22 protein-coding genes are annotated in these 23,564 nt (G+C 37.9%); 18 read left to right on the plus strand and 4 right to left on the minus strand.

The features are described 5' to 3' along the window. Positions 1-78: 78 nt before the first annotated feature. From purM to J5J03_RS17555, 8 genes are all read left to right on the plus strand, one after another. Positions 79-1,107, plus strand: coding sequence for a phosphoribosylformylglycinamidine cyclo-ligase (gene purM, locus J5J03_RS17520; RefSeq protein ID WP_208591289.1), 1,029 nt, complete (start codon positions 79-81; stop codon positions 1,105-1,107). Next, entirely contained in the window at positions 1,100-1,672 is a 573-nt protein-coding gene (purN, locus tag J5J03_RS17525) for a phosphoribosylglycinamide formyltransferase (protein ID WP_208591290.1), read from the plus strand. Before purM ends, purN begins: the two co-directional genes overlap by 8 nt. Before the next feature lie 2 nt (positions 1,673-1,674). Further along, a complete protein-coding gene (purH, locus tag J5J03_RS17530; protein ID WP_208591293.1) occupies positions 1,675-3,210 on the plus strand; it encodes a bifunctional phosphoribosylaminoimidazolecarboxamide formyltransferase/IMP cyclohydrolase in 1,536 nt (511 codons plus the stop codon). A gap of 139 nt (positions 3,211-3,349) precedes the next feature. Beyond that, complete coding sequence (purD, locus tag J5J03_RS17535) at positions 3,350-4,606, plus strand: phosphoribosylamine--glycine ligase (protein ID WP_208591295.1); 1,257 nt, start codon at positions 3,350-3,352, stop codon at positions 4,604-4,606. Positions 4,607-4,722: 116 nt separating this feature from the next. Further along, positions 4,723-5,571: a VOC family protein gene (locus J5J03_RS17540; protein WP_208591298.1), complete on the plus strand. Its 849-nt coding sequence runs from the start codon at positions 4,723-4,725 to the stop codon at positions 5,569-5,571. A 468-nt stretch (positions 5,572-6,039) separates the two neighbouring features. After that, positions 6,040-6,975: a WD40/YVTN/BNR-like repeat-containing protein gene (locus tag J5J03_RS17545; protein ID WP_208591300.1), complete on the plus strand. Its 936-nt coding sequence runs from the start codon at positions 6,040-6,042 to the stop codon at positions 6,973-6,975. Then, on the plus strand, positions 6,959-7,819 hold the full coding sequence (locus J5J03_RS17550) for a hypothetical protein (protein ID WP_208591303.1): 861 nt from the start codon (positions 6,959-6,961) through the stop codon (positions 7,817-7,819). The genes J5J03_RS17545 and J5J03_RS17550 overlap by 17 nt, the downstream gene beginning before the upstream one ends. 54 nt (positions 7,820-7,873) lie before the next feature. Continuing rightward, positions 7,874-8,383, plus strand: a complete 510-nt coding sequence (locus J5J03_RS17555; RefSeq protein ID WP_208591305.1) for a MogA/MoaB family molybdenum cofactor biosynthesis protein — start codon at positions 7,874-7,876, stop codon at positions 8,381-8,383. Positions 8,384-8,828: 445 nt separating this feature from the next. Here the strand turns inward: J5J03_RS17555 and J5J03_RS17560 are convergent, their stop codons facing one another. Beyond that, positions 8,829-9,665 carry an HAD-IIB family hydrolase gene (locus J5J03_RS17560; RefSeq protein ID WP_331460520.1) on the minus strand — a complete coding sequence of 279 codons (837 nt, stop codon included), beginning with the start codon at positions 9,663-9,665 and terminating at the stop codon, positions 8,829-8,831. Positions 9,666-9,748: 83 nt separating this feature from the next. On the opposite strand from J5J03_RS17560, the gene J5J03_RS17565 reads away from it, so the two are divergent. Beyond that, positions 9,749-10,738: a LacI family DNA-binding transcriptional regulator gene (locus J5J03_RS17565; RefSeq protein ID WP_208591309.1), complete on the plus strand. Its 990-nt coding sequence runs from the start codon at positions 9,749-9,751 to the stop codon at positions 10,736-10,738. A gap of 213 nt (positions 10,739-10,951) precedes the next feature. On the opposite strand, the gene moaC is transcribed toward J5J03_RS17565, so the two are convergent. Further along, positions 10,952-11,437, minus strand: a complete 486-nt coding sequence (moaC, locus tag J5J03_RS17570; RefSeq protein ID WP_208591310.1) for a cyclic pyranopterin monophosphate synthase MoaC — start codon at positions 11,435-11,437, stop codon at positions 10,952-10,954. 78 nt (positions 11,438-11,515) lie between these two features. Here moaC and modA point away from each other — a divergent pair, with 78 nt between their 5' ends. From modA to J5J03_RS17600, 6 genes are all read left to right on the plus strand, one after another. Beyond that, on the plus strand, positions 11,516-12,283 hold the full coding sequence (modA, locus tag J5J03_RS17575) for a molybdate ABC transporter substrate-binding protein (protein WP_208591311.1): 768 nt from the start codon (positions 11,516-11,518) through the stop codon (positions 12,281-12,283). Beyond that, on the plus strand, positions 12,258-12,908 hold the full coding sequence (gene modB, locus J5J03_RS17580; RefSeq protein ID WP_208591318.1) for a molybdate ABC transporter permease subunit: 651 nt from the start codon (positions 12,258-12,260) through the stop codon (positions 12,906-12,908). Before modA ends, modB begins: the two co-directional genes overlap by 26 nt. Positions 12,909-13,003: 95 nt before the next feature. After that, positions 13,004-14,746, plus strand: coding sequence for an adenine deaminase C-terminal domain-containing protein (locus J5J03_RS17585; RefSeq protein WP_208591320.1), 1,743 nt, complete (start codon positions 13,004-13,006; stop codon positions 14,744-14,746). Between the two features lie 125 nt (positions 14,747-14,871). Continuing rightward, positions 14,872-15,921: a DUF3048 domain-containing protein gene (locus J5J03_RS17590; protein WP_208591323.1), complete on the plus strand. Its 1,050-nt coding sequence runs from the start codon at positions 14,872-14,874 to the stop codon at positions 15,919-15,921. Between the two features lie 18 nt (positions 15,922-15,939). Then, a complete protein-coding gene (locus J5J03_RS17595; protein WP_018932368.1) occupies positions 15,940-16,236 on the plus strand; it encodes a YerC/YecD family TrpR-related protein in 297 nt (98 codons plus the stop codon). Between the two features lie 165 nt (positions 16,237-16,401). Continuing rightward, complete coding sequence (locus tag J5J03_RS17600; protein WP_208591325.1) at positions 16,402-17,388, plus strand: Gfo/Idh/MocA family protein; 987 nt, start codon at positions 16,402-16,404, stop codon at positions 17,386-17,388. 92 nt (positions 17,389-17,480) lie between these two features. On the opposite strand, the gene ahpF is transcribed toward J5J03_RS17600, so the two are convergent. Continuing rightward, entirely contained in the window at positions 17,481-19,007 is a 1,527-nt protein-coding gene (gene ahpF / locus J5J03_RS17605; protein WP_208591327.1) for an alkyl hydroperoxide reductase subunit F, read from the minus strand. A gap of 246 nt (positions 19,008-19,253) precedes the next feature. Then, positions 19,254-19,817 (minus strand): alkyl hydroperoxide reductase subunit C, encoded by a 564-nt coding sequence (gene ahpC / locus J5J03_RS17610; protein ID WP_208591329.1) that lies wholly within the window; start codon positions 19,815-19,817, stop codon positions 19,254-19,256. A gap of 290 nt (positions 19,818-20,107) precedes the next feature. Here ahpC and J5J03_RS17615 point away from each other — a divergent pair, with 290 nt between their 5' ends. The 3 genes from J5J03_RS17615 (at position 20,108) to pcrB (ending at position 23,559) form a co-directional block, all read left to right on the plus strand. Beyond that, positions 20,108-21,601 (plus strand): nitrate/nitrite transporter, encoded by a 1,494-nt coding sequence (locus J5J03_RS17615; protein ID WP_208591332.1) that lies wholly within the window; start codon positions 20,108-20,110, stop codon positions 21,599-21,601. Positions 21,602-21,647: 46 nt separating this feature from the next. Beyond that, on the plus strand, positions 21,648-22,313 hold the full coding sequence (locus J5J03_RS17620; RefSeq protein WP_208591400.1) for an ABC transporter ATP-binding protein: 666 nt from the start codon (positions 21,648-21,650) through the stop codon (positions 22,311-22,313). 565 nt (positions 22,314-22,878) lie between these two features. Continuing rightward, the gene (gene pcrB / locus J5J03_RS17625; protein WP_208591334.1) at positions 22,879-23,559 is read left to right on the plus strand and encodes a heptaprenylglyceryl phosphate synthase; all 681 of its coding nucleotides are present in this window, start codon (positions 22,879-22,881) and stop codon (positions 23,557-23,559) included. The last annotated feature ends 5 nt before the right edge of the window (positions 23,560-23,564 follow it).

Consider the following 23,564-nt stretch of genomic DNA (forward strand, 5'->3'; position numbering starts at 1 on the left):
CCATAAAAAGCTTGAAAGTGGCCATAAAATCACCAAAAGTGGCCATAAAAATTCCGCACCAAAAAGGAGTCTATAAGAATGAGTGATATTTATAAAGATGCAGGCGTGGATGTGAACGCAGGATATAAAGCAGTTGATTTAATGAAAAAACATATCGCAAAGACGAATCGCCCTGAAGTGATCGGAGGAGTCGGTGCTTTCGCCGGCCTGTTTGACTTAAGTAAATTCTCATATGAAAAACCAGTCTTAGTTTCTGGAACAGATGGTGTCGGAACAAAACTGAAGCTTGCCTTTACGTTGGATAAACATGACACGGTTGGCGTCGATCTTGTAGCTATGTGTGTCAATGATATTGTTGCTCAAGGTGCCGATCCTCTCTTTTTCTTAGATTATATTGCTTGTGGTAAGAACCAGCCGGATAAAATCGAGCAAATTGTAAAAGGGATAACAGATGGTTGTGTCCAAGCGGGTACTGCACTAATCGGTGGCGAAACTGCAGAAATGCCAGGGATGTATGATGAGGATGAATATGATCTCGCCGGCTTCGTGGTTGGGATTGCGGATAAAAAACAAATTATTACGGGGGAAAAGATAGAAGCTGGTGATAAAGTCATTGGTATAGCTTCATCTGGTGTACACTCCAACGGTTTTTCCTTAGTCCGTAAGATTATCGATAATAAAGGATTAAATTACCAAGATCAAGTATCGGAATTGAATAGAACATTAGGTGAAGCACTTTTAGAGCCTACAAAAATTTACACGAAAGCAATCCAACAATTAAAATTAGACCTCACCATTAAAGGAATCAGTCATATTACTGGTGGTGGCTTCTATGAGAATTTACCACGTGCTATTCCAGAACATCTAGGTGTAAGAATTAAAAAAGACTCATGGCAAAAACCGGCTATATTTGATTATTTACAAAAACAAGCAGATTTAAAAGAAGAAGAAATGTACGGTGTTTTTAATATGGGTATCGGCATGGCGGTTATCGTTGAAGCACATGAAGCAGATATGGCGCTGCAATTATTAGAAGATATTGGTGAACAAGCAGCTATTATCGGTGAGGTGACAGAAGAAACTGGGGTGACATTCTCTAATGACTAGATTAGCAGTGTTTGCATCAGGGACTGGCAGTAATTACGATGCTATTATCGAGGCGACGGAAAATGGTACACTTGAAGCAGAAGTATCCTTACTAGTTTGTGATAAACCGAATGCAAAAGTAGTCGAGAAGGCAAAACAAAATGGAACACCTGCTTTTGTGTTTGATTCAAAACAATATCGGAATAAGCAGATGTTCGAAGCGAAAATTGTAGAAGTGCTCCAAACAGAAAAGATCGATTGGGTCATCCTTGCAGGTTACATGCGCTTGATTGGTGATACGTTGTTACAACCTTTTGAAGGAAAGATCATCAATATCCATCCATCACTTTTACCTTCTTTTCCTGGACTGGACGCAATCGGACAAGCATTTGATGCGGGTGTGAAAGTGTCAGGCGTTACGGTTCATTACGTCGATTCAGGTATGGATACGGGAAAGATTATCGCACAACAAGCAGTGGATGTTGAAGATGGCATGACCAGAGAAGAATTGCAAAAAGCCATTCAACAAGTAGAACATCAACTTTACCCAGCTACGATTCAAAAACTGATCACGAGAGGAGAATAACGTTGAAAAAACGTGCTTTACTAAGTGTGTCTGACAAAAGTAATTTAGTACCTTTTGCTAAAGGGCTAGACAAATTAGGCTACGAATTAATCTCAACAGGTGGTACATTACGAGCGTTACAAGATGCTGGTCTGCCTGCAAAAGGTGTTTCGGAAATCACCAATTTTGATGAAATCTTGGATGGTCGTGTTAAAACCTTACATCCATATATCCATGCAGGGCTTCTTGCACGTCGTGACCAAGATTCTCATGTCAAGCAATTGGAAGAACGTGATATCGCACCGATCGATGTTGTCGTTGTCAATCTTTATCCATTTAAAGAAACAATCGCAAAAGAAGGGGTAACAGAAGAAGACGCGATTGAAAATATTGATATAGGTGGCCCGACAATGCTTCGATCCGCATCGAAAAATTTCCGTGATGTCACGGTAGTAGTGGATCCGTCTGATTATGATGGAGTACTAGAGAATTTAGGGAATAATGGTGGAACAGTTGAGTTCCGTAAACAATTAGCAGCAAAAGTATTCCGTCATACCGCAAACTATGATGCCATGATTGCGAACTATTTTGTCGATATTACAGGTGAAGAAGACCCGGAAACATTTACCCAAACTTTCGAAAAAGTTCAATCTCTTCGCTATGGTGAAAACCCACACCAAAAAGCAGCATTTTATAAAGAAGGAAATGTTAAAGGTGCGTCCATTGCCAATGCGAAGCAATTACATGGTAAAGAATTATCCTATAACAACATCCAGGATGCAAATGCAGCTTTAGAAGTTGTCCTTGAATTCCCTGAGCAACCGGCAGCGGTAGCGGTAAAACATATGAATCCATGTGGTGTAGGTGTTGGTGATTCCATCTCAGCAGCATTTAAAAAAGCGTATGCTGCTGATCCAGTATCCATATTCGGTGGAATCGTAGCATTAAACCGTGAAGTGGATGAAGCAACCGCCAACCAATTGAAAGAAATTTTCCTAGAAATCGTAATCGCGCCAAGTTTCTCTGAGAAAGCGATCGAAATCTTAACGGTGAAAAAGAACATTCGCTTACTAGAAACACCAATGCAAGTAAATGAGAATGATACGAAAAAAGTAGTCAGTGTCATCGGGGGTCTTCTCGTACAAGATCGTGATAACGGAAAAGTGTTAGCGGAAGATATAGAAGTTGTGACGGATCGTAAACCGGATGCAAATGAAATCGATGAGCTTCTTTTTGCTTGGAAAATCGTGAAACACGTAAAATCAAATGCAATTGTCGTTGCAAAAGGTGATCAAACATTAGGTGTAGGTGCTGGACAAATGAATCGTGTAGGCGCTGCTGGTATTGCATTTGAACAAGCAGGAGCAAAAGCACAGGGTGCTGTCATGGCATCAGATGCTTTCTTCCCAATGCCGGATACTGTAGAAAATGCCGCAAAAGCAGGGATTAAAGCGATTATCCAACCAGGTGGGTCCAAACGTGATCAAGATTCCATTGATGAATGTAACAAACATGGTATCGCAATGGTCTTCACAAAAATGCGTCACTTCAAGCATTAAGCAAAAAGGATTCTCAATAGGTTGAGAATCCTTTTTCGCCAGTATTGAAGCCCTCTCACGGACAAAACAAGTCGAAAACCGGAAAAAGTGTCCACATGAGAATGTTCCCCAAATCATTTACAGAAAAAGGAGGCCTCCCATGAAAGTATTAGTAATCGGCGGCGGTGGCCGCGAGCATATCATCGTAAAGAAATTAAAGAGTAGTGAACGTGTAACAGAAATTTTCGCCGCACCTGGAAATGGCGGTATCGCTCAAGATGCAACATGTGTGCCAATCAAAGATGATGCAATTGAAGAATTAGTGGCATTTGCGCAAAAGGAACAAATCGATTGGACGATTGTCGGTCCTGAAGTTCCCTTAACAAAAGGTGTAGTAGATGCTTTTCGTGACAAAAACCTCAAAGTATTTGGCCCTAAAAAAGACGCTGCTCTTATTGAGGGAAGTAAAGACTTTGCCAAAGCATTTATGAAACAATATGATATTCCGACAGCGAAATATCAGACATTTACTGATGTAGAAAAAGCAAAGGCGTATATCCAACAAGAGGGTGCGCCAATTGTAATTAAGGCAGATGGACTAGCGGCCGGAAAAGGTGTAGTCGTTGCCATGACAGAGCAACAAGCGTTAGACGCTGTTGAAAACATGCTGATTGACAATAAATTTGGAGAAGCTGGAAGCAGAGTTGTGATTGAAGAATATTTAGAAGGAAAAGAATTCTCCCTTTTTGCTTTTGTTGACGGTGAAAATGTCTATCCGATGGTACCTGCTCGTGATCATAAACGCGCCTATGACAATGATGAAGGGCCCAACACCGGTGGAATGGGTGCTTTTTCACCAGTACCGGATTTAGATCCAAAGCATATTGAGTTTACAGTGGAAAAAATCTTAAAGCCTGTTGCCAAAGGAATGAAAAAGGAAGGCCGCACCTATACCGGTGTTCTTTATGGTGGATTGATTGAGACGAAAGAAGGACCTAAAGTAATCGAATTTAATGCACGATTCGGTGATCCTGAAACACAAGTTGTTCTGCCACTGTTGGAAAATGACTTGATCCAAGTGATTGAGGATGTAACCGCTGGAAAGGATCCGCAGTTGAAATGGAAGAAAGGCTATGCGATAGGTACAGTAGTTGCATCGAAGGGTTATCCTGGTTCATATGCTAAAAATGTAAGTCTCCCAGATCTTACGGAGGATAATCAAGTTTATGTAATCCATGCTGGAACAGGCCGTACAGAAGATGGCTCATTCTCCTCTACAGGTGGTCGAGTTCTTTTAGTAGGTTCGATCCAGGACAGTCCGGAGCAAGCACAAAAAGAGATTTATCAATACCTGGAACGATTTGATCAAAATGATGATTTCTTCTACCGAAAGGATATAGGCTTCTCCAAACAATAAAATAACGAACAAAAGGGAAAGCTACTAGTCATGTCAGATTAGTAGCTTTTTCTTGATATTAAGAACTTACAAAAGTATAATTACTTACATAAAATAACCTATAAAGGAGACAAATAATGAATTTTCATCGAAAACCGATCACATTTGTCAGTAATGTCACCATCAAAGTGCAGGATTTAAATAGATCGATTGCTTTTTATCAAAAAGTTATCGGGTTTGATATATTAGACATAAACAACACAACAGCTGAACTAACTGCAGATGGTAAGATAAGTATTCTTACCTTGGAACAACCCGAAAATGTCGAGCCGAAACAGACACGAACAACAGGTTTGTACCATTTTGCAATATTACTACCAACAAGAAGGGACCTCGCAAACTTTGTTTTTCATAGTATAGATGTTGGATTACCTTTGGCGTCGTCTGATCATTTAGTAAGTGAAGCGTTATACTTCTCAGATCCAGATGGAAACGGAATTGAAGTCTACCGTGATAGAGAGCCTGCTGGTTGGACATGGCAAGGTGATCAAGTAGCAATGGCTGTCGATCCATTGAATTTTGAAGACCTTTTACAAGCAGGAGTAAAAGGCGGATGGCAAGGACTACCAAAAGAGACTGTAATGGGCCATATTCATCTGCATGTTGCAGAAATGGAAAATACCAAACATTTTTATGAAAAAGGTTTAGGTTTCGAAACGGTATCCCAATTCGGTAATCAAGCATTATTTATCTCAACAGGGAAGTATCATCATCACATTGGTTTGAACACATGGAATGGAGTTGGTGCCCCACAACCTTCAGAAAATAGTGTCGGTTTGCAATCTTATACGATCACCTATCCAACAAAAGAAGCGGTCCATCATACGGTACAAAATTTGAAGGCAATTGGTGCTTCTGTTAAGGAAGAAGAAAACCAAGCTATTACGAAAGACCCGTCTGGGAATAAGATTATTCTTACTTCTTAAAAGAACTGGCGTCATAAGCGATATGAAGGACAGAAGAGTGGTAAATCAGAGAAAAGTATCCATCATAAATAATAATGCTATAGAAGAGTAAAAAAAAGCTTGGTCTGCACCAAGCTTTTTTTACTCTTCAAAGTTTAGGTTGGTTGGCTCAGCAGTACCACATTAATCTCTAAATGTGTTGTAGGTACATTAAAATACGATGAAAGCGATACCTAGAGAAATGGCTGACTCTGGTAACATCGTCAATATGAATCTCTTCTTGAAGGTGCTGTTCGATCCAGTCAATTGTTTTTTTATAGCTTCATTGTATTGTGTATGACAATAGGAATTCCCCCCCCTCTCACATTCATTATAAAAGCACAGTATTTTCTTTTTTTGATTTTTTTTGCCTTCGAATAAGTAGAAATAGCTAACGATTCCCTTAGATGTAAGAAAATGTTGTATAATTCAATTAAGGAGGATCACATTATGCAAAAAGTATTAATAGCACTTAGTGGTATGATCGTTCTAACGATTATCTTAACCATTTTTTATGAGCAAAGTCGCGAACCAGTCCCTTTACCTTACTATAATGTTGAACAGAACCAACAACAAGAGGAAAGCAATACACCCGAAGAAAAGGAACCACTAGTTCCGATCAAGGTAAATGAGGAGGATACAATAGGTTATAGCCTTCAAAATGATGAATTACAAATGACTTATGATGACGGTAATACATGGACGACTGTTCCTGTTGAAAAGGATCTACTCTTCCAAGGAGAATATCAAGGCGGAGAAACAGAGTTAATCGAGAATAGTTTTATTCTAACAGAGAACAATGCTGCTTTTCTTTATTCAGAAGGTGGAATAAAAGTGATCTGTTCACAGAATCAGGGGGAAACATGGGAGGAGAGCATTGTAGATAATGGGATTCCTGTCATCAGGTTCAGAAAAATAGAATTCATGGATGATCAATTCTGGTATGTTATTTTATCTAATAATCGAACGATGTCACAGGAGAGATCATTGATATATATATCTACTAATCAAGGTGAAAGCTGGAAATCTATCAATATGCCGAATACAACAAGACTAGTAGCGGATGGTGGGTTTGTTGATGAGGAGACAGGCTTCATGTCCTACGGTACGATAAACCCTGAGGCGCCAGATTTATTTGTGACAAATAACCAAGGGGAAACATGGGAACAGGCAGTATTTAATATGCCTTCTCAATATGATAGAGTCTTTGTCATTGCCAGAGCACCATATAAAGAAGAGGATCACCTTGCCTTAATAATGGATCAAGGACCCAATGGTGATTACTACCAAGACGGATTGATTAGAGCAAAATTTATTTCAACGGATAATGGACATACATGGCAGTTTGCAGAGGAGGTTGTGCCAGAAAATGAAGAAATGGGCTAAGTGGATCGGGATCAGCTTATTGTTAATTGCTACCTCATTAAGCGTATTGCAAATAGGTAGTTTAATTGTTCAATCATACTATCAGGCGGAGTACATTGATAACCGCTTACTTTATATTTTTAATATGATCATTGCCGTTAGTCTAGCGATCAGTCTGTTGCTACTACTATCATTTAAGAAAATGGGAAATAGTATTCTTGTCGTGATAACGATAATGATCATTAGTGTAAATGGTTATCTGATGTATCAAAGCAATCAAAAGATTGAAAATATCACAAGTATTTCACCAGATATGAAGCAAGTTTTCTCGTTGAAGAAAAATACCGATAAGAATGAAGCGGTCTATTATCGTAGTTATTACCGGATATTAGCTCGTCCGAAAGAAGCGTTGCCCAGTTCGATTGCTACAGCAGGAGAGATAAAATGGTTAGCGGATGATATTGCTGTTTTTACGTATGAAGATAATCAGAAGCATATTCAGCAATTTGTAGGTACATATGGTGATCGAAATGACGGGTTATCCTATTCTTATGTTGGAGCTCAAATTCACGGACAATGGAAAGGGGAGAATACGGAAGTAACTGCTAGTTCAGAGGGGATCATGGTCGTCCATCATGATGACCAACATCTGTTTGAATGGGAACAGGTACATCAATATGGTACATTGGCTATCGTGTTAACGGAAAATAACGAAGCTGTATGGACGATTGGATTAGGGGATGATTTTAACTTTGATCAAAACACAATAGATCCTCCTACTGGTGAAATTATTCTATACCCAGCAAAACTTGTAGATAATAAAGTAATCCGATTACAGTACCAAGGAGAGGCACCACTACTCTAGTTTTCTATGATAAAATGAACGAAACAGTTTTCTATAAAAAAGGAGTTTAATAGCATGTCACAAGTACACAAAACAGAAGCGCCTAAAATAGTAAGATGTAAAATCATTACCGTCAGCGATACAAGAACAAAAGATACCGATAAAAGTGGTAAGTTGATGCATCAATATTTAGAAGAACATAATCATCAAGTCAATGCTTATAATATCGTCAAAGATGAACAAACAGAAATTCAACAAGCGATTGAAAAAGGTATTCAGCAGAAGGACATTGAAGCAATCTTAATCAATGGTGGTACAGGAATTGCCAAACGTGATGTGACTATTGAAGTGATCGAGAATATGCTAGATAAAGAAATAACTGGGTTCGGAGAAATTTTCCGGATGTTAAGTTACACGGAAGATATCGGTTCAGCAGCGATTCTTTCTCGTGCAACAGCAGGTGTAGTCCGAGATAAAGCCATTTTTGCTACGCCAGGTTCCTCAGGAGCTGTTAAATTAGCGATGGAAAAATTGATTATACCTGAGTTGGGACATGTGATGAGGGAGATCAATAAGGATATCTAACGGTACTAATCGTCCGTAAATCCCAATTGAGAGTGAAACGCAATCCTAACCTTTTGAATTCAGATAAGGGAGTTATCCTTAACTGTGCGACAATAGCCCTTTCTATTGGTCAAGAGTGGTTGAGATAGAAGGTTTTTGCTCTTGAACCACCCAAATAAATCATAAAATCGTGGTAATTCCCTAATTAGGCAAGTATAAGGTATTTTGGCTGTCTGTAACGCTTGTGTAACAGAGCTATTGTCGTAAGTTAACAAATATAACTCGCTAGTTTCCTTCAGTCTTTTGAATTTATTCTCTTTTAGACATTCTACCCCCATTGCAAATTGTCATACTTATACCACTCTCACACCCCATATTTATGTGACAAGTACAAACCATTTTATTTTCCTTACCGATTTGTACTGAGATTTCCTTAAACAACTTTAGGTATCATCTAAACAAAGGTTTAGAAAATGTTTTTAAGGACTTCTAGTATCCCGCTAGAATAATGAGATACTGTTACTTTATCGTGTAATCCTTTGGCTTCTTCGGTGGCATTACCCAATAAATAACCATGCTTTACTGTTTTTAGCATCTCTATATCATTACCACTATCTCCAAAAGCAATTGTGTTAACTAAAGGCACTTGATAATAGTTAATCATAAACTTTACTACTTCTTTTTTTCCTGTATTATGAGGGATAAAATCAACATCAAATGCACCTTCAGGGTCTCCTGCTTTTGGATTGCATTGGTTTATATTTATTCCTATACCGTTTATTTTAGCTAAATGTCTAATTATCTTTAAATCATATTGGCTTTGCGTCTTGGATTTTTCAAAATAGTAGTAGTTAAACTTATAACGTTTTTGTCCAAACTGAGTTTGCTCTACAAGTTTAATTTTATATACATTGTCCAATTCATTAATAAGTTCTTTTACCTTGTCGTTTGAGAAATTAGCTTTTGTTAATCTGTTTTCCCATTCCTTATTAATTAGCAATTCTCCATTTTCTCTTACATTATATACTTCAGTACCTAAGTTACTTGCTATAAAATGGGGACTATAAGAAATATTTGCCCGCTCCATTTTATGAACAATTTGATTTAGGTCGCTTCCAGTTATCCAACCGATTTTGACGAATCGTTTATGTACGAGATTATTAAGGTACTCCTCCAATTCATATAAATTATTCAACAATTCATCTGTACAATCATGAGGGAAATAAGTTTCATCAAAATCAAAAAAGATTAGATAATTTACCTCATGAGAAGTTGGAAAAGATTTATTAATCCTATAATTCACTATTAACCACCCCATTGATTTACTTTGTTATAATATAATTGCTGGGATTGGTCCCATGTCAATATTTTTTTTAGAGGTGCAAAATGGTAACAATATATGATATTGCTCGTCTAAGTGGTGTTTCGAAATCAACAGTTTCAAGGGTAATTTCTAATCACCCTTATGTATCAACTGAAACAAAAAGCAAAGTAATTAAAGTTATGCAAGAGCATAATTATGTTACAAATTCTCTTGCTAAACAATTTCGGCAAAAGCAAACAAAGTGTATAGCTATTCTCATCCCTGATCTAAATCATCCTTATTTTAGTCAATTAGTTAGCTATATATCTGCTGATTGTTATAAAAGTGGTTTTAAAACTGTCGTGCATCAAACTTTTTTAGACAAAAATATAGAAAGAGAGGTATACAATCAACTTCAAAAAAATGAATATGATGCCCTTATTTTAACTTCCTCTACATTACCAGAGGTAGAAATTGCTGAATATACAGGAAATAAAATAATCGTTGCTTGTAATGAAGATTTTCGAGGAGACTATTTTGACGTTTTTTGTTTAAATGAGGAAGAGGTAACAATGAAAGCAACATCATATCTCCTAAGTAAAGGGTTTACAAAATTAGGCTTCTGTTCGGACAATATTTCTTCCCCTTTACAACAAGCAAGATTAAAGGGATTTATTTTAGCTCACAATAAAAAGGGATTAAAGCACAACAAAGACTTTCTTTTTAATGACATATCCAATATAGAAGATGGAATCATATTAGGTAAAAGACTTTTTAGAGATAATTTAGAAATAGAAGGCATTATCGCTGGAAGTGACTTCGTTGCCGCTGGATTAATAAGATCGGCTATTAGAAATAACATTCAAATACCTCAACATTTATCAATAGTTGGTTTTGATAATCACCCAATATCACTAGTTACGAATCCACAAATTTCCACTATCTGTAATCATATTCAGGATATGTCTAATGACTTAGTAAATCACATAGTAAATAAAATTAATGGTGGTGTAAAACAATCCCCTATCAAAAAGGTATATAATGGAGAATTTATTAATAGAAATTCTAGCTAATGTTTAGCACTATACACTCAGGAATAACAACTGCTATTTTTCGTAACGAGTTCGGTTTAGGGGTGAAATATTTAATTTTCAACCTCAATTAACAGTTTAGTAAAAAGCGTAACGGAGTTTAACCCATTACGCTTTTTACCATTCGAATCACTCTTTAGTTGAAAAACGAGATTTTAACTGAAATCAAAAATCACTCAACATCATATTGAGTGATTACTCTTTTCTCCTATATACCCCACTTTTCCCACCAGTTTTTTCAACTAAATAAGTTTGCCCAATTACCATACCTTTATCAACTGCTTTACACATATCATAAATCGTTAATGCCGTAACAGAAGCAGCGGTTAAAGCTTCCATTTCAACCCCGGTGCTTCCTTTAGTCTTGGCTTCTACTGTTATCACTAGCTCATATGTATCCTCATCGTTTTTCCAGTCAAAATGAATGTTGACCCCGCTTAATGGTAACGGATGACACATCGGAATAATTGTTGATGTTTGCTTTGCTGCCATAATTCCTGCTACTTGTGCAACAGAAAGGACATCCCCTTTACCGATAGTTTGATCCACGATTTTCGTGTAGATTTCTTGATTTACCAAAATGCTTGAGCGGGCAATGGCAGTTCTGCTTGTTATCTGTTTGTCTGTTATATCCACCATTTTTGCTCTACCTTGTTTATTTATATGAGAAAAATCAGCCATGCTATCACCAACCTTCGCCATCATTATACTATAAAAAAACATGTTATAATAGAAAGATCATGACAGGAAGGGTTACCGATGAAAATGAAACGAATACTATACATATTATTAGCTCTTAGTCTATTAACGGCATGCCAGCAGGAAGAGGAAGAAATAACGATTTCGGCAGCAGCATCCTTAACAGACACATTACAAGAGATTGTACAACAATTCGAAGAGGAAAACCCTCATATAAATGTATCGCTCAATTTGGGCGGATCAGGCTCATTGAGTCAGCAAATTATCCAAGGGGCACCAGCAGATATTTTCTTTTCGGCATCTGTTCCACATTTTGATCGTGTGTTGCAAGCAGGATTAATCAAGGAAGAGAATGCTCGTGCTTTATTAGCGAATGAACTGGTGTGGATTCAGCCACAAAGTGATCAACCAGCTACTACTGTGGGATCATTTGATCAAATGGCGATTGGCACACCGGAGACCGTTCCAGCTGGCAACTATGCAAAACAAGCTTTGACAGCACAAGGGATATATCAGGAAATAAAAGAGAAACTCATTTTTACCAAAGATGTTAGACAAGTCATGCAATATGTAGAAACTAGTAATGTAGATGCTGGCATTGTCTATCGTACAGATGCATTAATTTCTGATAAGGTGCAAATCAATGAAACACTGCCATTGGGAAAGCATGAACCAATCATATACCCAGTTGGTATCATCGAGGATTCTCAAGCGGTAGAAGCTTTTTATAACTACTTACAATCAGCAAAAGCACTCGACATTTTTCAACAATACGGATTTCAAGAAATAGATGGTGACACAGATGGAAACATTTTTTCAACCGATTAAATTATCACTAATAGTTGCGAGTATAGCATTACTGGTTGTCTTTATTTTAGGAGTTTCGGCAGCATGGGTGATGTCCAAGAAAAAATTTAGAGGAAAAGTGTTAATTGAAACAATATTATTATTACCAATTGTTTTACCCCCAACAGTAATCGGGTTTATTTTAATCATGTTATTTGGTCAAAACGGTTTGTTAGGTAAAGTAACGAATCTATTGTTTAATCAGTCACTAATGTTTACCATTTGGGCTGCAGTAATCGCAGCGGTAGTAGTTGCTTTTCCACTTATGTATCAATCTGTTAAAACAGGTTTAACATTTGTGGACCGTCATATAGAAGATGCGGCAAGAGTAGATGGCTCCAACGAATGGAATGTTTTTAGGTATATCACTTTACCATTAATCAAGAGACCTATTCTTTCAGGTGTGATTCTTAGCTTTGCCAGAGCATTAGGCGAATTTGGAGCTACATTAATGTTTGCCGGAAATATTCCTGGACGAACACAGACAATACCAATGGCGATTTATGTAGCCTTTGAATCCAATAAAATAACACTTGCATGGGCGTGGGTTTTATCTATTATTGTCGTATCCTTTGTTATGCTTCTTTTTATACGTAAATCTGCCTAAAAAATAGTCATAAATTTGTAAAAAATACACAATGCAAACGCTATCAATGCATGTTAGAATAAAAGGAAATCAAAAAAGAAGTTGAGGAGATTATGATGAATGATCATTTATATAGATGGAGAAATAAAGAAATTCGTAAGCAAGTAGCTGTTATTGATGGTAAAGAGTCACCAACATTAATTCTGAAAAATGCGCTTTACTTAAATGTTTTTTTAAGAAAATGGTTGGAGGCTCATATTTGGATTTACCATGATAGGATTGTATATGTTGGTTCAAAATTACCTACATCTTTAACAGATGTTGAAGTAGTAGATTGTACAGGTAAATATGTGGTCCCAGGTTATATTGAACCACACGCACATCCATTTCAACTTTATAACCCTTATGAATTAGCTATGTATGCCGGCCAAACAGGAACAACAACATTGATGAATGACAACTTACCATGGCTTTATTTAACCAATAGAGAGAAAGCGTTTACATTGTTAGAGGATTTCATGAAGCTCCCCGTATCGATGTATTGGTGGGCAAGGTTTGACTCGCAGTCTGAAATTAATGAGGAACAAGAGATTTTTAAGGATGAGGAAGTGCAAGCATGGTTACAGCATGAAGCAGTTGTGCAAGGAGGAGAATTAACGGCATGGCCCCAAGTGATGCGTGATGATGACCGTATTCTCCATTGGATGCAGGAAGCAAAGAGACTTCGCAAGCCGGTTGAGGGGCACTTCCCGGGTGCTTCTGAGCATACATTAGTGAAGTTAAAGCTTCTTGGTGTTAGCTCAGATCATGAAGCATTATCAGGAGAAGAAGTATATAACCGTTTATCAATGGGGTATCGCGTAGGCTTGCGCAATTCTTCGGTACGCCCTGATTTGGCAAAGTTGTTAAGAGAATTACAGGATCTCGGGATCCATTCTTATGATTTTCTAACGATGACTACAGACGGCTCTACACCTGCTTTTTACGAGAATGGTATCATTAATCAATGTATTCAAATCGCAATAGATAGTGGAGTTCCGGAGATTGAAGCATATATGATGGGGACATATAATGCAGCTGAGCAATTCCATTTAGAAGAACGACTCGGTGGGATAGCACCAGGTCGAGTAGCACATTTAAATATATTATCAGAAGTTAATAATGCCACACCGGAATCTGTTATTGCTAAAGGAATGTGGTTGAAAAAAGACGGACAATTGGTTGAGCAAGATATCGAAATCGATTGGGATAAATACGGATTAGGAGAACTTAGATTAGATTGGCAGTTAACAGAAAAAGACTTGCAATTCTCGATGCCAGTCGGTTTAAAAATGGTTAATGATGTCATCATGAAACCATATCCAATTACGATTGACGCCAATACGGAAGAAATTACGAACTCAAAAGATGAATCGTTCCTGATGTTAATCGACCGTGAAGGACAGTGGCGAGTAAACACCATTATAAAAGGGTTTACGAAAACATTAGGTGGATTGGCCAGTTCCTATTCGTTAACCGGTGATATCGTGTTAATCGGGAAAAGTAAATCAGATCTGTTACTAGCGTTTTCAAGAATGAAGGAAATTGGCGGTGGAATTGTCCTTGTGCATGAAGGAAAAGTTGTTTTTGAATTACCGTTGCAAATTGCTGGCATGATGTACAAAGGCAAGATGCCAAAACTGATAGAAGAAGATAAACAATTAAAGGAAATTTTAATCGATCACGGCTATCAATATGAAGATCCACCTTACAATTTACTTTTCTTATCGTCGATGCATTTACCTTTTGTACGGATTACACCGTTAGGCATAATCGATGTAAAGAAGAAAGATATACTCTTTCCAGCGATTATGCGTTAAGAAAAGAGGTTGGCGATTAGTCAACTTTCCTCTATAATAGAATTAGTTCTATCGGCATGCAGCGAATAAGCATGCCGATATTCCGTTTAAACTATTTTTAGAGATTAGAAAAGGTGGCCTTTTGGATGAAGAAATGGTGTGTACTTTTTATTATTTTATTATGTTCACTTGTAGCATGTTCTAATGATGAAGAAACGACAAACGAACAAGATCAGGAAGAACCAGAGGAAAGTGTGGAAGAGGAGCCGGTTGAGCCTGAAGAACCGGAGAAACCAGAGCATGTATACCCGCTAACGGGGCTTGAAGCGGAGGAGGATGTGACGGATCGATTAATTGCTGTTATGGTCAACAATCACCCAAAAGCAAGACCACAAACAGGCCTTTCTCAGGCAGATATGGTGTTTGAAATTTTGGCAGAAGGCAATGTTACTCGTTTTATGGCTCTCTATCAAAGTCATATACCTGATCGTGTTGGTCCTGTTAGAAGTGCAAGACCATACTATTTTAATCTAGCAAACGATTATAATGCGCTTTATGTTTATCATGGTGCTGCAGATCATATAGAAAATATGATTCAATCAGGTGCAGTGCAAGGATTAAATGGTATGTATTATGATAATGATAAAGTGTTATTTGAAAGATCAACTGATCGTAACCCGCCGCATAATTCGTATACACTATTTGACGGTATCTACGATCGGGCAGAGGAACAGGGATATTCGCTTGAAGCAGATTATCAACCGATGGCATTTTTGGAGGACGAGTCTGTAGAAGGTGAAGATGCTTCTGATGTTAGCTTTCATTACGGTAATTATAGTGTAAGGTACCAATATGATGAGACAACAGAAAAATATTTTCGATATAGTGATGGTGTACAGACAGTAGAATATGCCGACAGTTCGCCTATTCAATTGGATAATGTATTAATCATGGAAACAGCTCATCAAGTAATTGATGATCAAGGACGCCGTGAGATTGATTTTAGTTCCGGCGGAAATGCTTTATTACTACAGCAAGGTAAAGTGCAAGACGTGCAATGGGAAAGAAAAGATGGTAGAATAATCCCAACGAAAGATGGAGAGCCTGTTCCGTTAGTTCCAGGACAAACTTGGATCAATGTGATTCCTACAAGCCCTGGTATTGATGGTGTTGAGTTTTCAAACACAGCGGAGTAAAAAGGAGAGATGTATACCATGCAAATCGATAAATTGCGTGGCAAACAATTAGATCAATTATTTGATGCTATTTTATCGCTGGAAGACCGGGAAGAGTGCTACCGCTTTTTTGATGATATTGCAACAATGAATGAAATTCAATCATTGGCACAACGATTACAAGTAGCGAAAATGCTTGACGAAGGCAGAACATACACCGCTATTGCAGAAGAATCAAGCGCATCTACGACAACCATCTCTCGAGTGAAGAGATGCCTTGCTTATGGCACCGATGGATACCGTATGGTGTTGGATCGTTTGAAGGAAAAAGAGTAAAATTAGGAGTGCCTTCTTAGCTGAAGGGACTCTTTTTAGGTAGTGTCCAGAACAATGATGAAAGTATCCAGATAACAGTGGAAAGTGTCCAGAAAAAGTGAAATAGTGTCCAGATAATCTTTGGAAGTGTCCAGAAAAAATAACAACAAAATGGAGGCAATATATATGATTCGCTTTGGAGTAATAGGTACGAATTGGATTACCGATCGTTTTATTGATGGAGCAAGTAAATTAGCTGATTTTGAGTTAAATGCTGTTTATTCACGCACGGAAGAAAAAGCAAGAGAGTTTGCGAGTAAGTATAATGTCGAGCATACATATACAACTATTCAGGAGTTGGCAGACAGTGACAAAGTCGATGCCGTTTATATTGCTTCGCCGACAGCTTATCACTGTGAACATGCGATAGCTTGTATGAAAGGTGGTAAACACGTTATTGTTGAAAAACCTTTTGCCTCTAATCAGCAAGAGGTACAAGCGATGATTGATACTGCCAAACAACAAAACGTCACGCTGATGGAAGCAATGAAAACGACACATACTCCTAATTTTAAGCTTATTCAAGAAAGTTTAGCTAAAATTGGCCCGGTTCGCCGTTATGTTGCGAACTTCTGTCAATATTCCTCTCGTTATGATAAATACAAAGAAGGAATTGTATTAAACGCATTTAAACCGGAATTATCAAACGGGTCATTAATGGATATTGGCGTGTATTGCATTTATCCGATGGTCGCTTTATTTGGCGGGCCAGACCGTGTGAAAGCAACAGCATATATGCTGGAATCGGGGGTTGACGGCGAAGGAACCGTGACAGTGGACTATCCTTCATTGAACGGTGTCTGTATGTTTTCTAAAATTACGAACTCTGCTATCCCATCCGAAATTCAAGGGGAAAAAGGATCTATTGTTATTGAGAAACTTTCTGATATGAATAATGTAAAAATCGTGTACAAAGATGGTTCTGAAGAGATTTTAGAAGCTGGGCAAGAAGAAAACACGATGTATTATGAAGCAAAATCATTTATCGAATCAATTGAGCAAAAAAAGCTGGAAAATGACATCAATACATGGGAACATTCCCTTACAACGATGCGAATACTAGATCAGGCACGAAAAGAAATCAGCCTTGTATTTTTGGCTGATAAAAAATAAATATTACGGACAAAAACAGGATTGAACTTTACATGTTGTCCGTAAGAAATGTAAAAGGCTGTCACCGAATACTTGTGACAGCCTCTTTTATGTTAGTTCCGAATTAAATGATCAAATGCGCCCAATGCCGCAGTAGCACCAGATCCCATTGAAATAATGATTTGCTTATAAGCGCTGTTTGTACAGTCACCTGCTGCAAATACTCCAGGGATACTTGTTGTGCCATGATCATCCACAACGATTTCACCAAATTTATTTAATTCAACTGTGTCTTTTAACCATTCTGTATTTGGTACGAGACCAATTTGTATGAAGACACCTGCAAGTTCAATTTGTTTCTCTTCTTCTGATTCACGGTCTACATATTTTAATCCTTCGACTTTATCAGAACCATAGATTTCAGAAGTTCTTGCATTTGTAAGTACTGTAACATTTGGTAGGCTGTGCAGACGTTCTTGTAATACCTGATCAGCCTTTAACTCTGGTAAAAATTCAAGTACGGTAACATGTTTTACAATACCAGCAAGGTCAATGGCTGCCTCGACACCAGAGTTTCCACCACCGATTACGGCAACATCTTTTCCTTCAAAAATTGGGCCATCACAATGTGGACAGTAGGCAACACCTTTGTTCTTGAACTCTGCTTCGCCAGGAACGCCGATATTACGCCAACGAGCACCAGTTGAAAGTACAACGGTTTTACTTTTAAGTGTTGCACCGTTTTCTAGTTCTACTTCAAAGAGATCTTTTTTCTCTAAAGATTTCGCACGCATCGAGTTCATGATGTCTACATCATAATCACGAACGTGTTCCTCCATGTTAGCAACTAGCTTAGGACCTTCTGTATAAGTTGTGGTGATGAAGTTTTCAATACCAAGTGTGTCTTGTACTTGTCCACCAAAGCGCTCTGCCACGATACCAGTACGGATACCTTTACGAGCAGCATAAATAGCAGCACTGGAACCAGCAGGTCCTCCACCAACGACTAATACATCATAAGGATCCTTATCATTTAGCTCGGAAATGTCAGCACTGCTTCCTAGTGCTTCAAGGATGCTTTCAATTGTTTGTCGACCATCAACAAACTGTTCGCCATTTAAATAAACGGAAGGAACAGCCATGATGTCTTTACTATCTACTTCTTCTTTAAAAGCAGATCCTTCCACCATCGTATGGGTAATGTCAGGATGTACAACACTCATAATGTTAAGTGCTTGAACGACATCAGGACACTTTTGGCATGATAAGCTTACATATGTTTCGAAGTGAAGCGGACCTTCTAGTTTTTTGATTTGTTCAATAATAGAATCATCCACTTTAGGTGGACGTCCACTTACTTGTAATAATGCCAACACTAGAGAAGTAAACTCATGACCAAGTGGGACACCAGCGAAAATAACGCCAGTGTCCTCGCCTGCACGATTAATGCTAAAGCTAGGAGTACGGTCAAAAGAGCCTTTTTCTATTGTGATTTTATCAGACATACCTGCAATTTCATTTACTAGATCGTCTACCTCTTTTGAAACATTGTCAGATCCGACGCTTGCCTTGATGACAATATCATTCTCCAACAGTTTCAAGTATTCATTAAGCTGTGATTTTATTTCTTGATCAAGCATTTTGACCCTCTTTTCTTATATTTCTGAGAAAGAATATATGAGATGTCTACGCAAGCGCCCAGAAACTATGCGACTTCACGAATCGCCCTAAGATAAAGAAGACTTGCCGACTGGTGAAACCAGAGGCCTAGTCGCACTTATGCCTTTAGGTGAAAGTCATCATCGGTTCGTAAGGCTCACCGTGATTCCTTTATCTCAGTTGATTCTGAAGTCGCTACGTTTCTATACGGACGCTCTGCGCTTTTCTTATATTTTCCCTACTAGATCAATACTTGGTCTAAGTGTTTCGCCGCCTTCTTCCCATTTAGCTGGGCACACTTCACCAGGGTTGTTACGCACGTATTGTGCCGCTTTAATTTTATTGATTAGTGTACTAGCATCACGGCCAATACCTTCTGCATTGATTTCAGCTGCTTGGATGACACCATCAGGATCGATGATGAAAGTTCCGCGATCAGCTAAACCAGCGTCTTCACGGAGTACATCAAAGTTTTGAGAGATGATGTGTGAAGGATCACCAATCATTGTGTATTCGATTTTTCCGATTGCGTCAGAGCTTTCGTGCCATGCTTTATGTGTAAAGTGAGTGTCCGTAGAAACAGAGTATACTTCTACACCTAATTTTTGTAATTCAGCATATTGTGCTTGTAAATCTTCGAGTTCTGTAGGGCAGACGAAGGTAAAGTCTGCAGGATAGAAGCAAACAATGCTCCACTGACCTTTGAAATTTTCTTCTGTTACATCTACAAAGTCTCCTTGACGGAATGCAGACGCTTGAAATGGTAGTACTTCTTTACCGATTAATGACATAATGATTGTCCTCCTTGTGTATTTTTTTATTTTTGAATACTTATTCTCTGAAAAAAGTATTCATTACACAACAATTATTATAAAATAAATTACCTTATATGTGTAATGATACAAGTGTTATTTCATAAATTCGTAAAAAATCTACCCATTCTACCATTTTGAACGTAAAATTCACGAATTATACACAATTTAACAATTATTAATTGCAGATGTGAAAAAGATCACACACTTCATTGAATAGAGTAGATATCATGACAATAACAAAACAGTGTAGGAAAGGATGGGCGAACATGACAAATGTGAGAAAAATGCAACTACCCATACAAACGCTTAGCCTCGTCGTCGGCTTTATGGTCTGGGTATTACTCTCGTCTCTAATGAGTTTTATTAAGCAAGATATTAGCTTAACAGCAGGACAAATATCGTTTGTTACCGCAGTTCCTGTTATCTTAGGTTCTGTGTTAAGAGTCCCGCTAGGTTTTTATGCTAATCGTTTTGGAGCACGGGGTTTATTTGTGTTAAGTTTACTGTTTCTAATCCTGCCAGTTGGTTATTTAGGGATGGCAAATAGTTTCACAGATTTAATTCTATCAGGATTATTCCTTGGTATTGGTGGGGCGGTATTTTCTGTCGGGGTTACGTCGTTACCGAAATATTATCCGAAAGAAAAACACGGATTCGTGAATGGTATTTATGGTGTTGGGAACATTGGGACGGCGATTACTTCATTTGGTGCACCAATTATCGCTGGTATGTTTGGCTGGCGCATGGCAGTATTTACACTTATTATTCCCTTATTACTGTTTGCGGTGCTCAATTTCATATGGGGAGATCGCCAAGAACCAAAAGTTCAAACTTCATTAAAACAACAGGTGTTAGGAGTTTATAAAAATAATAAACTATGGTTTTTAAGCTTCTTTTACTTCTTAACATTTGGGTCCTTTGTTGCTTTAACCGTTTATTTACCAAACTTTTTAGTATCGGAATTTCAACTATCTGAAGTTGATGCCGGATTACGAACAGCAGGTTTCATTGCATTATGTACATTACTCAGACCTGTTGGGGGCTGGTTAGGGGATAAGTTTAATCCATTTAAAGTGTTAATGTTCGTTTTTACAGGCTTGACGATTTCCGGTATTCTGTTATCTTTTTCACCAACGATACTGCTATATACAATTGGCAGTTTATCGGTGGCACTATTTGCTGGTATTGGCAATGGGACGATTTTTAAACTAGTTCCTTTATATTTCACTAAACAAGCTGGCATCGTCAATGGTATTGTGGCTGCCATGGGAGGGTTAGGTGGATTTTTCCCACCGATTATTCTTACCTTGGTTTATGATATCAATGGTCACTATGCAATTGGTTTTATGGCACTATCCCAGTTTGCACTGGCGAGTTTAATCATCATTATTTGGATGTATTATACCGATAAATTGAATTTGTCCAACTATATTGTGAATAATGCAGGGCAAGGCATTTTAGTGACAGATGAAAATGGCAGAATTACAAAGATAAACCGTGCCTTTGAACGAATAACTGGTTATCGCGAAGAAGAGGTAATTGGTCAAAATCCCAATATTCTAAGCTCTGGACAGCAAGATCCGGGTTTTTATGATGAGATGTGGCAAGGATTGAGAGAAAAAGAAATTTGGCAGGGCAAAATTACTAATAAACGGAAAAACGGTGAACTCTATACGCAATGGTTGTCCATTAGTGTACTAAAAGATGCAGGGGATAATATAACTAATTATGTCGGGGTATTTAGTGAATTATATGAGTGACCAGTTATCTATTGGTAGCTGGTTTTTCTCATAAGGCAGAAAGTATATAACCATTGGTATCACAACTTTTATAAAAAAGGTAGATGCATTAAAAAGTGTCGATTTAACAATTGAAGAAGGCGAATTTACGGCGGTAATGGGAAGCTCTGGTTCAGGTAAATCGACTTTACTGAATATATTAGGTTGTTTGGACCAGCCTTCTTCTGGTGAATATTGGTTGAATCATGAGGATGTACAGCATTTAAATGTTAATCAGCTATCAGATATCCGTAATCAATATTTAGGTTTTATCTTTCAATCATTTCATCTACTACCTAGATTAAACGTATGGAAAAATATAGAGCTGCCGATGTTATATCAAAATATCGAAAAACAAGAGCGTAAACAACGTGCAAAAGCCTTGGCAGAACGAATGGGACTCGGGGAACGTATGCAACATATGCCTAGCCAACTATCAGGTGGACAACGGCAACGCGTAGCAATTGCGAGGGCGTTGGCTAATAAACCGAAATTATTATTAGCAGATGAACCAACTGGTAATTTAGATTCCAAAACGACGATTGAAATCATGGATATTTTGCAAGAACTAAACCAATCTGGTGTTACCATTATTCTCGTCACGCATGAGGACGAATTAATAGATTACACAAAACGAACGATCATATTGCAGGACGGAATGGTTATAAAAGACGAGAAGAAACAGCTTGCTTAAAATACACACGTTTCGCAAACGAGATGCTACGAAGTAACGAGACCATACCTCCGGGAAATCCAAGTATGAGTGCGGACATTTGTTCCGTTATTGGTGACAAAAGCGGCGTTTTTAGGATGCTAGCGGACATCTATTCCGTTATTCATCGAAAATAAAGTTCATTTTTACTAAAAGTAATCGAATAAGGTACTAAATGTCCGTCAAGACCAAAAAAAGAGTACTATACAGTCAAATAACGCACTAAATGTCCACTCAACAAGCATCGTGGTGAAGAAGCTTGATTGAATTTTTCTTGTGTGTCCATAAGAATGAATCTTACAGACACTTTAAAGAGCAAGTGAATAGTTTTGTCTATTAGAAAGCCTCTTACGGACAGTTCTCCTATATATTAATTGAAGGTGTCCGTAAGATCCCCGTAGCTCCGACCTTTCCTCTAACTTTATCAACTCCTATAAAAAGATTAGATGTTTTCTTAAATTCTTTTCCTATATCATTCTAAAAAGGTGTATATTTTTGCTATAATGAAATAATGGATATAGAATCGTCATTATTGGAGGATTATAAGGTGTATAATATCGACGAATGGAAACATGTCTTCAAGCTAGATCCCGCTAAAGAGATCTCTGAAGAAATGATAGATAAAATATGTGAATCAGGAACAGATGCGATCATGGTTGGAGGTACAGACGATGTAACATTGGATGGTGTGTTGCAATTATTGAGTAGAATCCGCCGTTATACAGTGCCTGTTATTTTAGAAATATCGAATATTGAATCGGTAACACCAGGTTATGATTATTATTTCGTGCCACTGGTGTTAAACACGCAAGATAAAAAATGGATGATGGATATCCAGCATCAAGCAGTTGTCGAATATGGCGATATCATTAATTGGGACGAGATGTTTGCTGAAGGCTACTGTATTATGAATGAAGAATCAAAAGTGTTTCAGCATGCTGATTGCAATTTGCCGACACAAGACGAAGTGATAGCCTATGCAAGAATGGCAGAACATTTATTCCGCTTGCCTTTTTTCTATTTAGAATATAGTGGTACATATGGTGATCCGTCACTAGTTCAATCGATCAGTCAAGAACTTGATAAAACAAAGCTAATATATGGCGGTGGGATTGAAACAAAAGAACAAGCAGCTAAGATGAGTGAATATGCCGATCTTATTGTGGTCGGTAATGCACTATATGATAATCCGAAGGAAGCGTTAAAAACGGTTAAAGCAACAAAGTAAAAGGA

The sequence above is a fragment of the Gracilibacillus suaedae genome (assembly GCF_017599345.1).
GTDB classification, from domain to species: Bacteria; Bacillota; Bacilli; order Bacillales; family Amphibacillaceae; genus Gracilibacillus; species Gracilibacillus suaedae.

Bases quoted from the DNA above. Each gene is read 5' to 3' on its own strand.
- purM (WP_208591289.1), top strand. From the start codon at position 79: ATGAGTGATATTTATAAAGATGCAGGCGTGGATGTGAACGCAGGATAT.
- purD (WP_208591295.1), top strand. From the start codon at position 3,350: ATGAAAGTATTAGTAATCGGCGGCGGTGGCCGCGAGCATATCATCGTA.
- J5J03_RS17600 (WP_208591325.1), top strand. From the start codon at position 16,402: ATGATTCGCTTTGGAGTAATAGGTACGAATTGGATTACCGATCGTTTT.
- J5J03_RS17590 (WP_208591323.1), top strand. From the start codon at position 14,872: ATGAAGAAATGGTGTGTACTTTTTATTATTTTATTATGTTCACTTGTA.
- J5J03_RS17555 (WP_208591305.1), top strand. From the start codon at position 7,874: ATGTCACAAGTACACAAAACAGAAGCGCCTAAAATAGTAAGATGTAAA.
- J5J03_RS17585 (WP_208591320.1), top strand. From the start codon at position 13,004: ATGAATGATCATTTATATAGATGGAGAAATAAAGAAATTCGTAAGCAA.
- modB (WP_208591318.1), top strand. From the start codon at position 12,258: ATGGAAACATTTTTTCAACCGATTAAATTATCACTAATAGTTGCGAGT.
- J5J03_RS17595 (WP_018932368.1), top strand. From the start codon at position 15,940: ATGCAAATCGATAAATTGCGTGGCAAACAATTAGATCAATTATTTGAT.
- J5J03_RS17565 (WP_208591309.1), top strand. From the start codon at position 9,749: ATGGTAACAATATATGATATTGCTCGTCTAAGTGGTGTTTCGAAATCA.
- modA (WP_208591311.1), top strand. From the start codon at position 11,516: ATGAAAATGAAACGAATACTATACATATTATTAGCTCTTAGTCTATTA.
- ahpF (WP_208591327.1), bottom strand. From the start codon at position 19,007: ATGCTTGATCAAGAAATAAAATCACAGCTTAATGAATACTTGAAACTG.
- J5J03_RS17545 (WP_208591300.1), top strand. From the start codon at position 6,040: ATGCAAAAAGTATTAATAGCACTTAGTGGTATGATCGTTCTAACGATT.
- J5J03_RS17615 (WP_208591332.1), top strand. From the start codon at position 20,108: ATGACAAATGTGAGAAAAATGCAACTACCCATACAAACGCTTAGCCTC.
- ahpC (WP_208591329.1), bottom strand. From the start codon at position 19,817: ATGTCATTAATCGGTAAAGAAGTACTACCATTTCAAGCGTCTGCATTC.
- moaC (WP_208591310.1), bottom strand. From the start codon at position 11,437: ATGGCTGATTTTTCTCATATAAATAAACAAGGTAGAGCAAAAATGGTG.
- purN (WP_208591290.1), top strand. From the start codon at position 1,100: ATGACTAGATTAGCAGTGTTTGCATCAGGGACTGGCAGTAATTACGAT.
- J5J03_RS17550 (WP_208591303.1), top strand. From the start codon at position 6,959: ATGAAGAAATGGGCTAAGTGGATCGGGATCAGCTTATTGTTAATTGCT.
- J5J03_RS17540 (WP_208591298.1), top strand. From the start codon at position 4,723: ATGAATTTTCATCGAAAACCGATCACATTTGTCAGTAATGTCACCATC.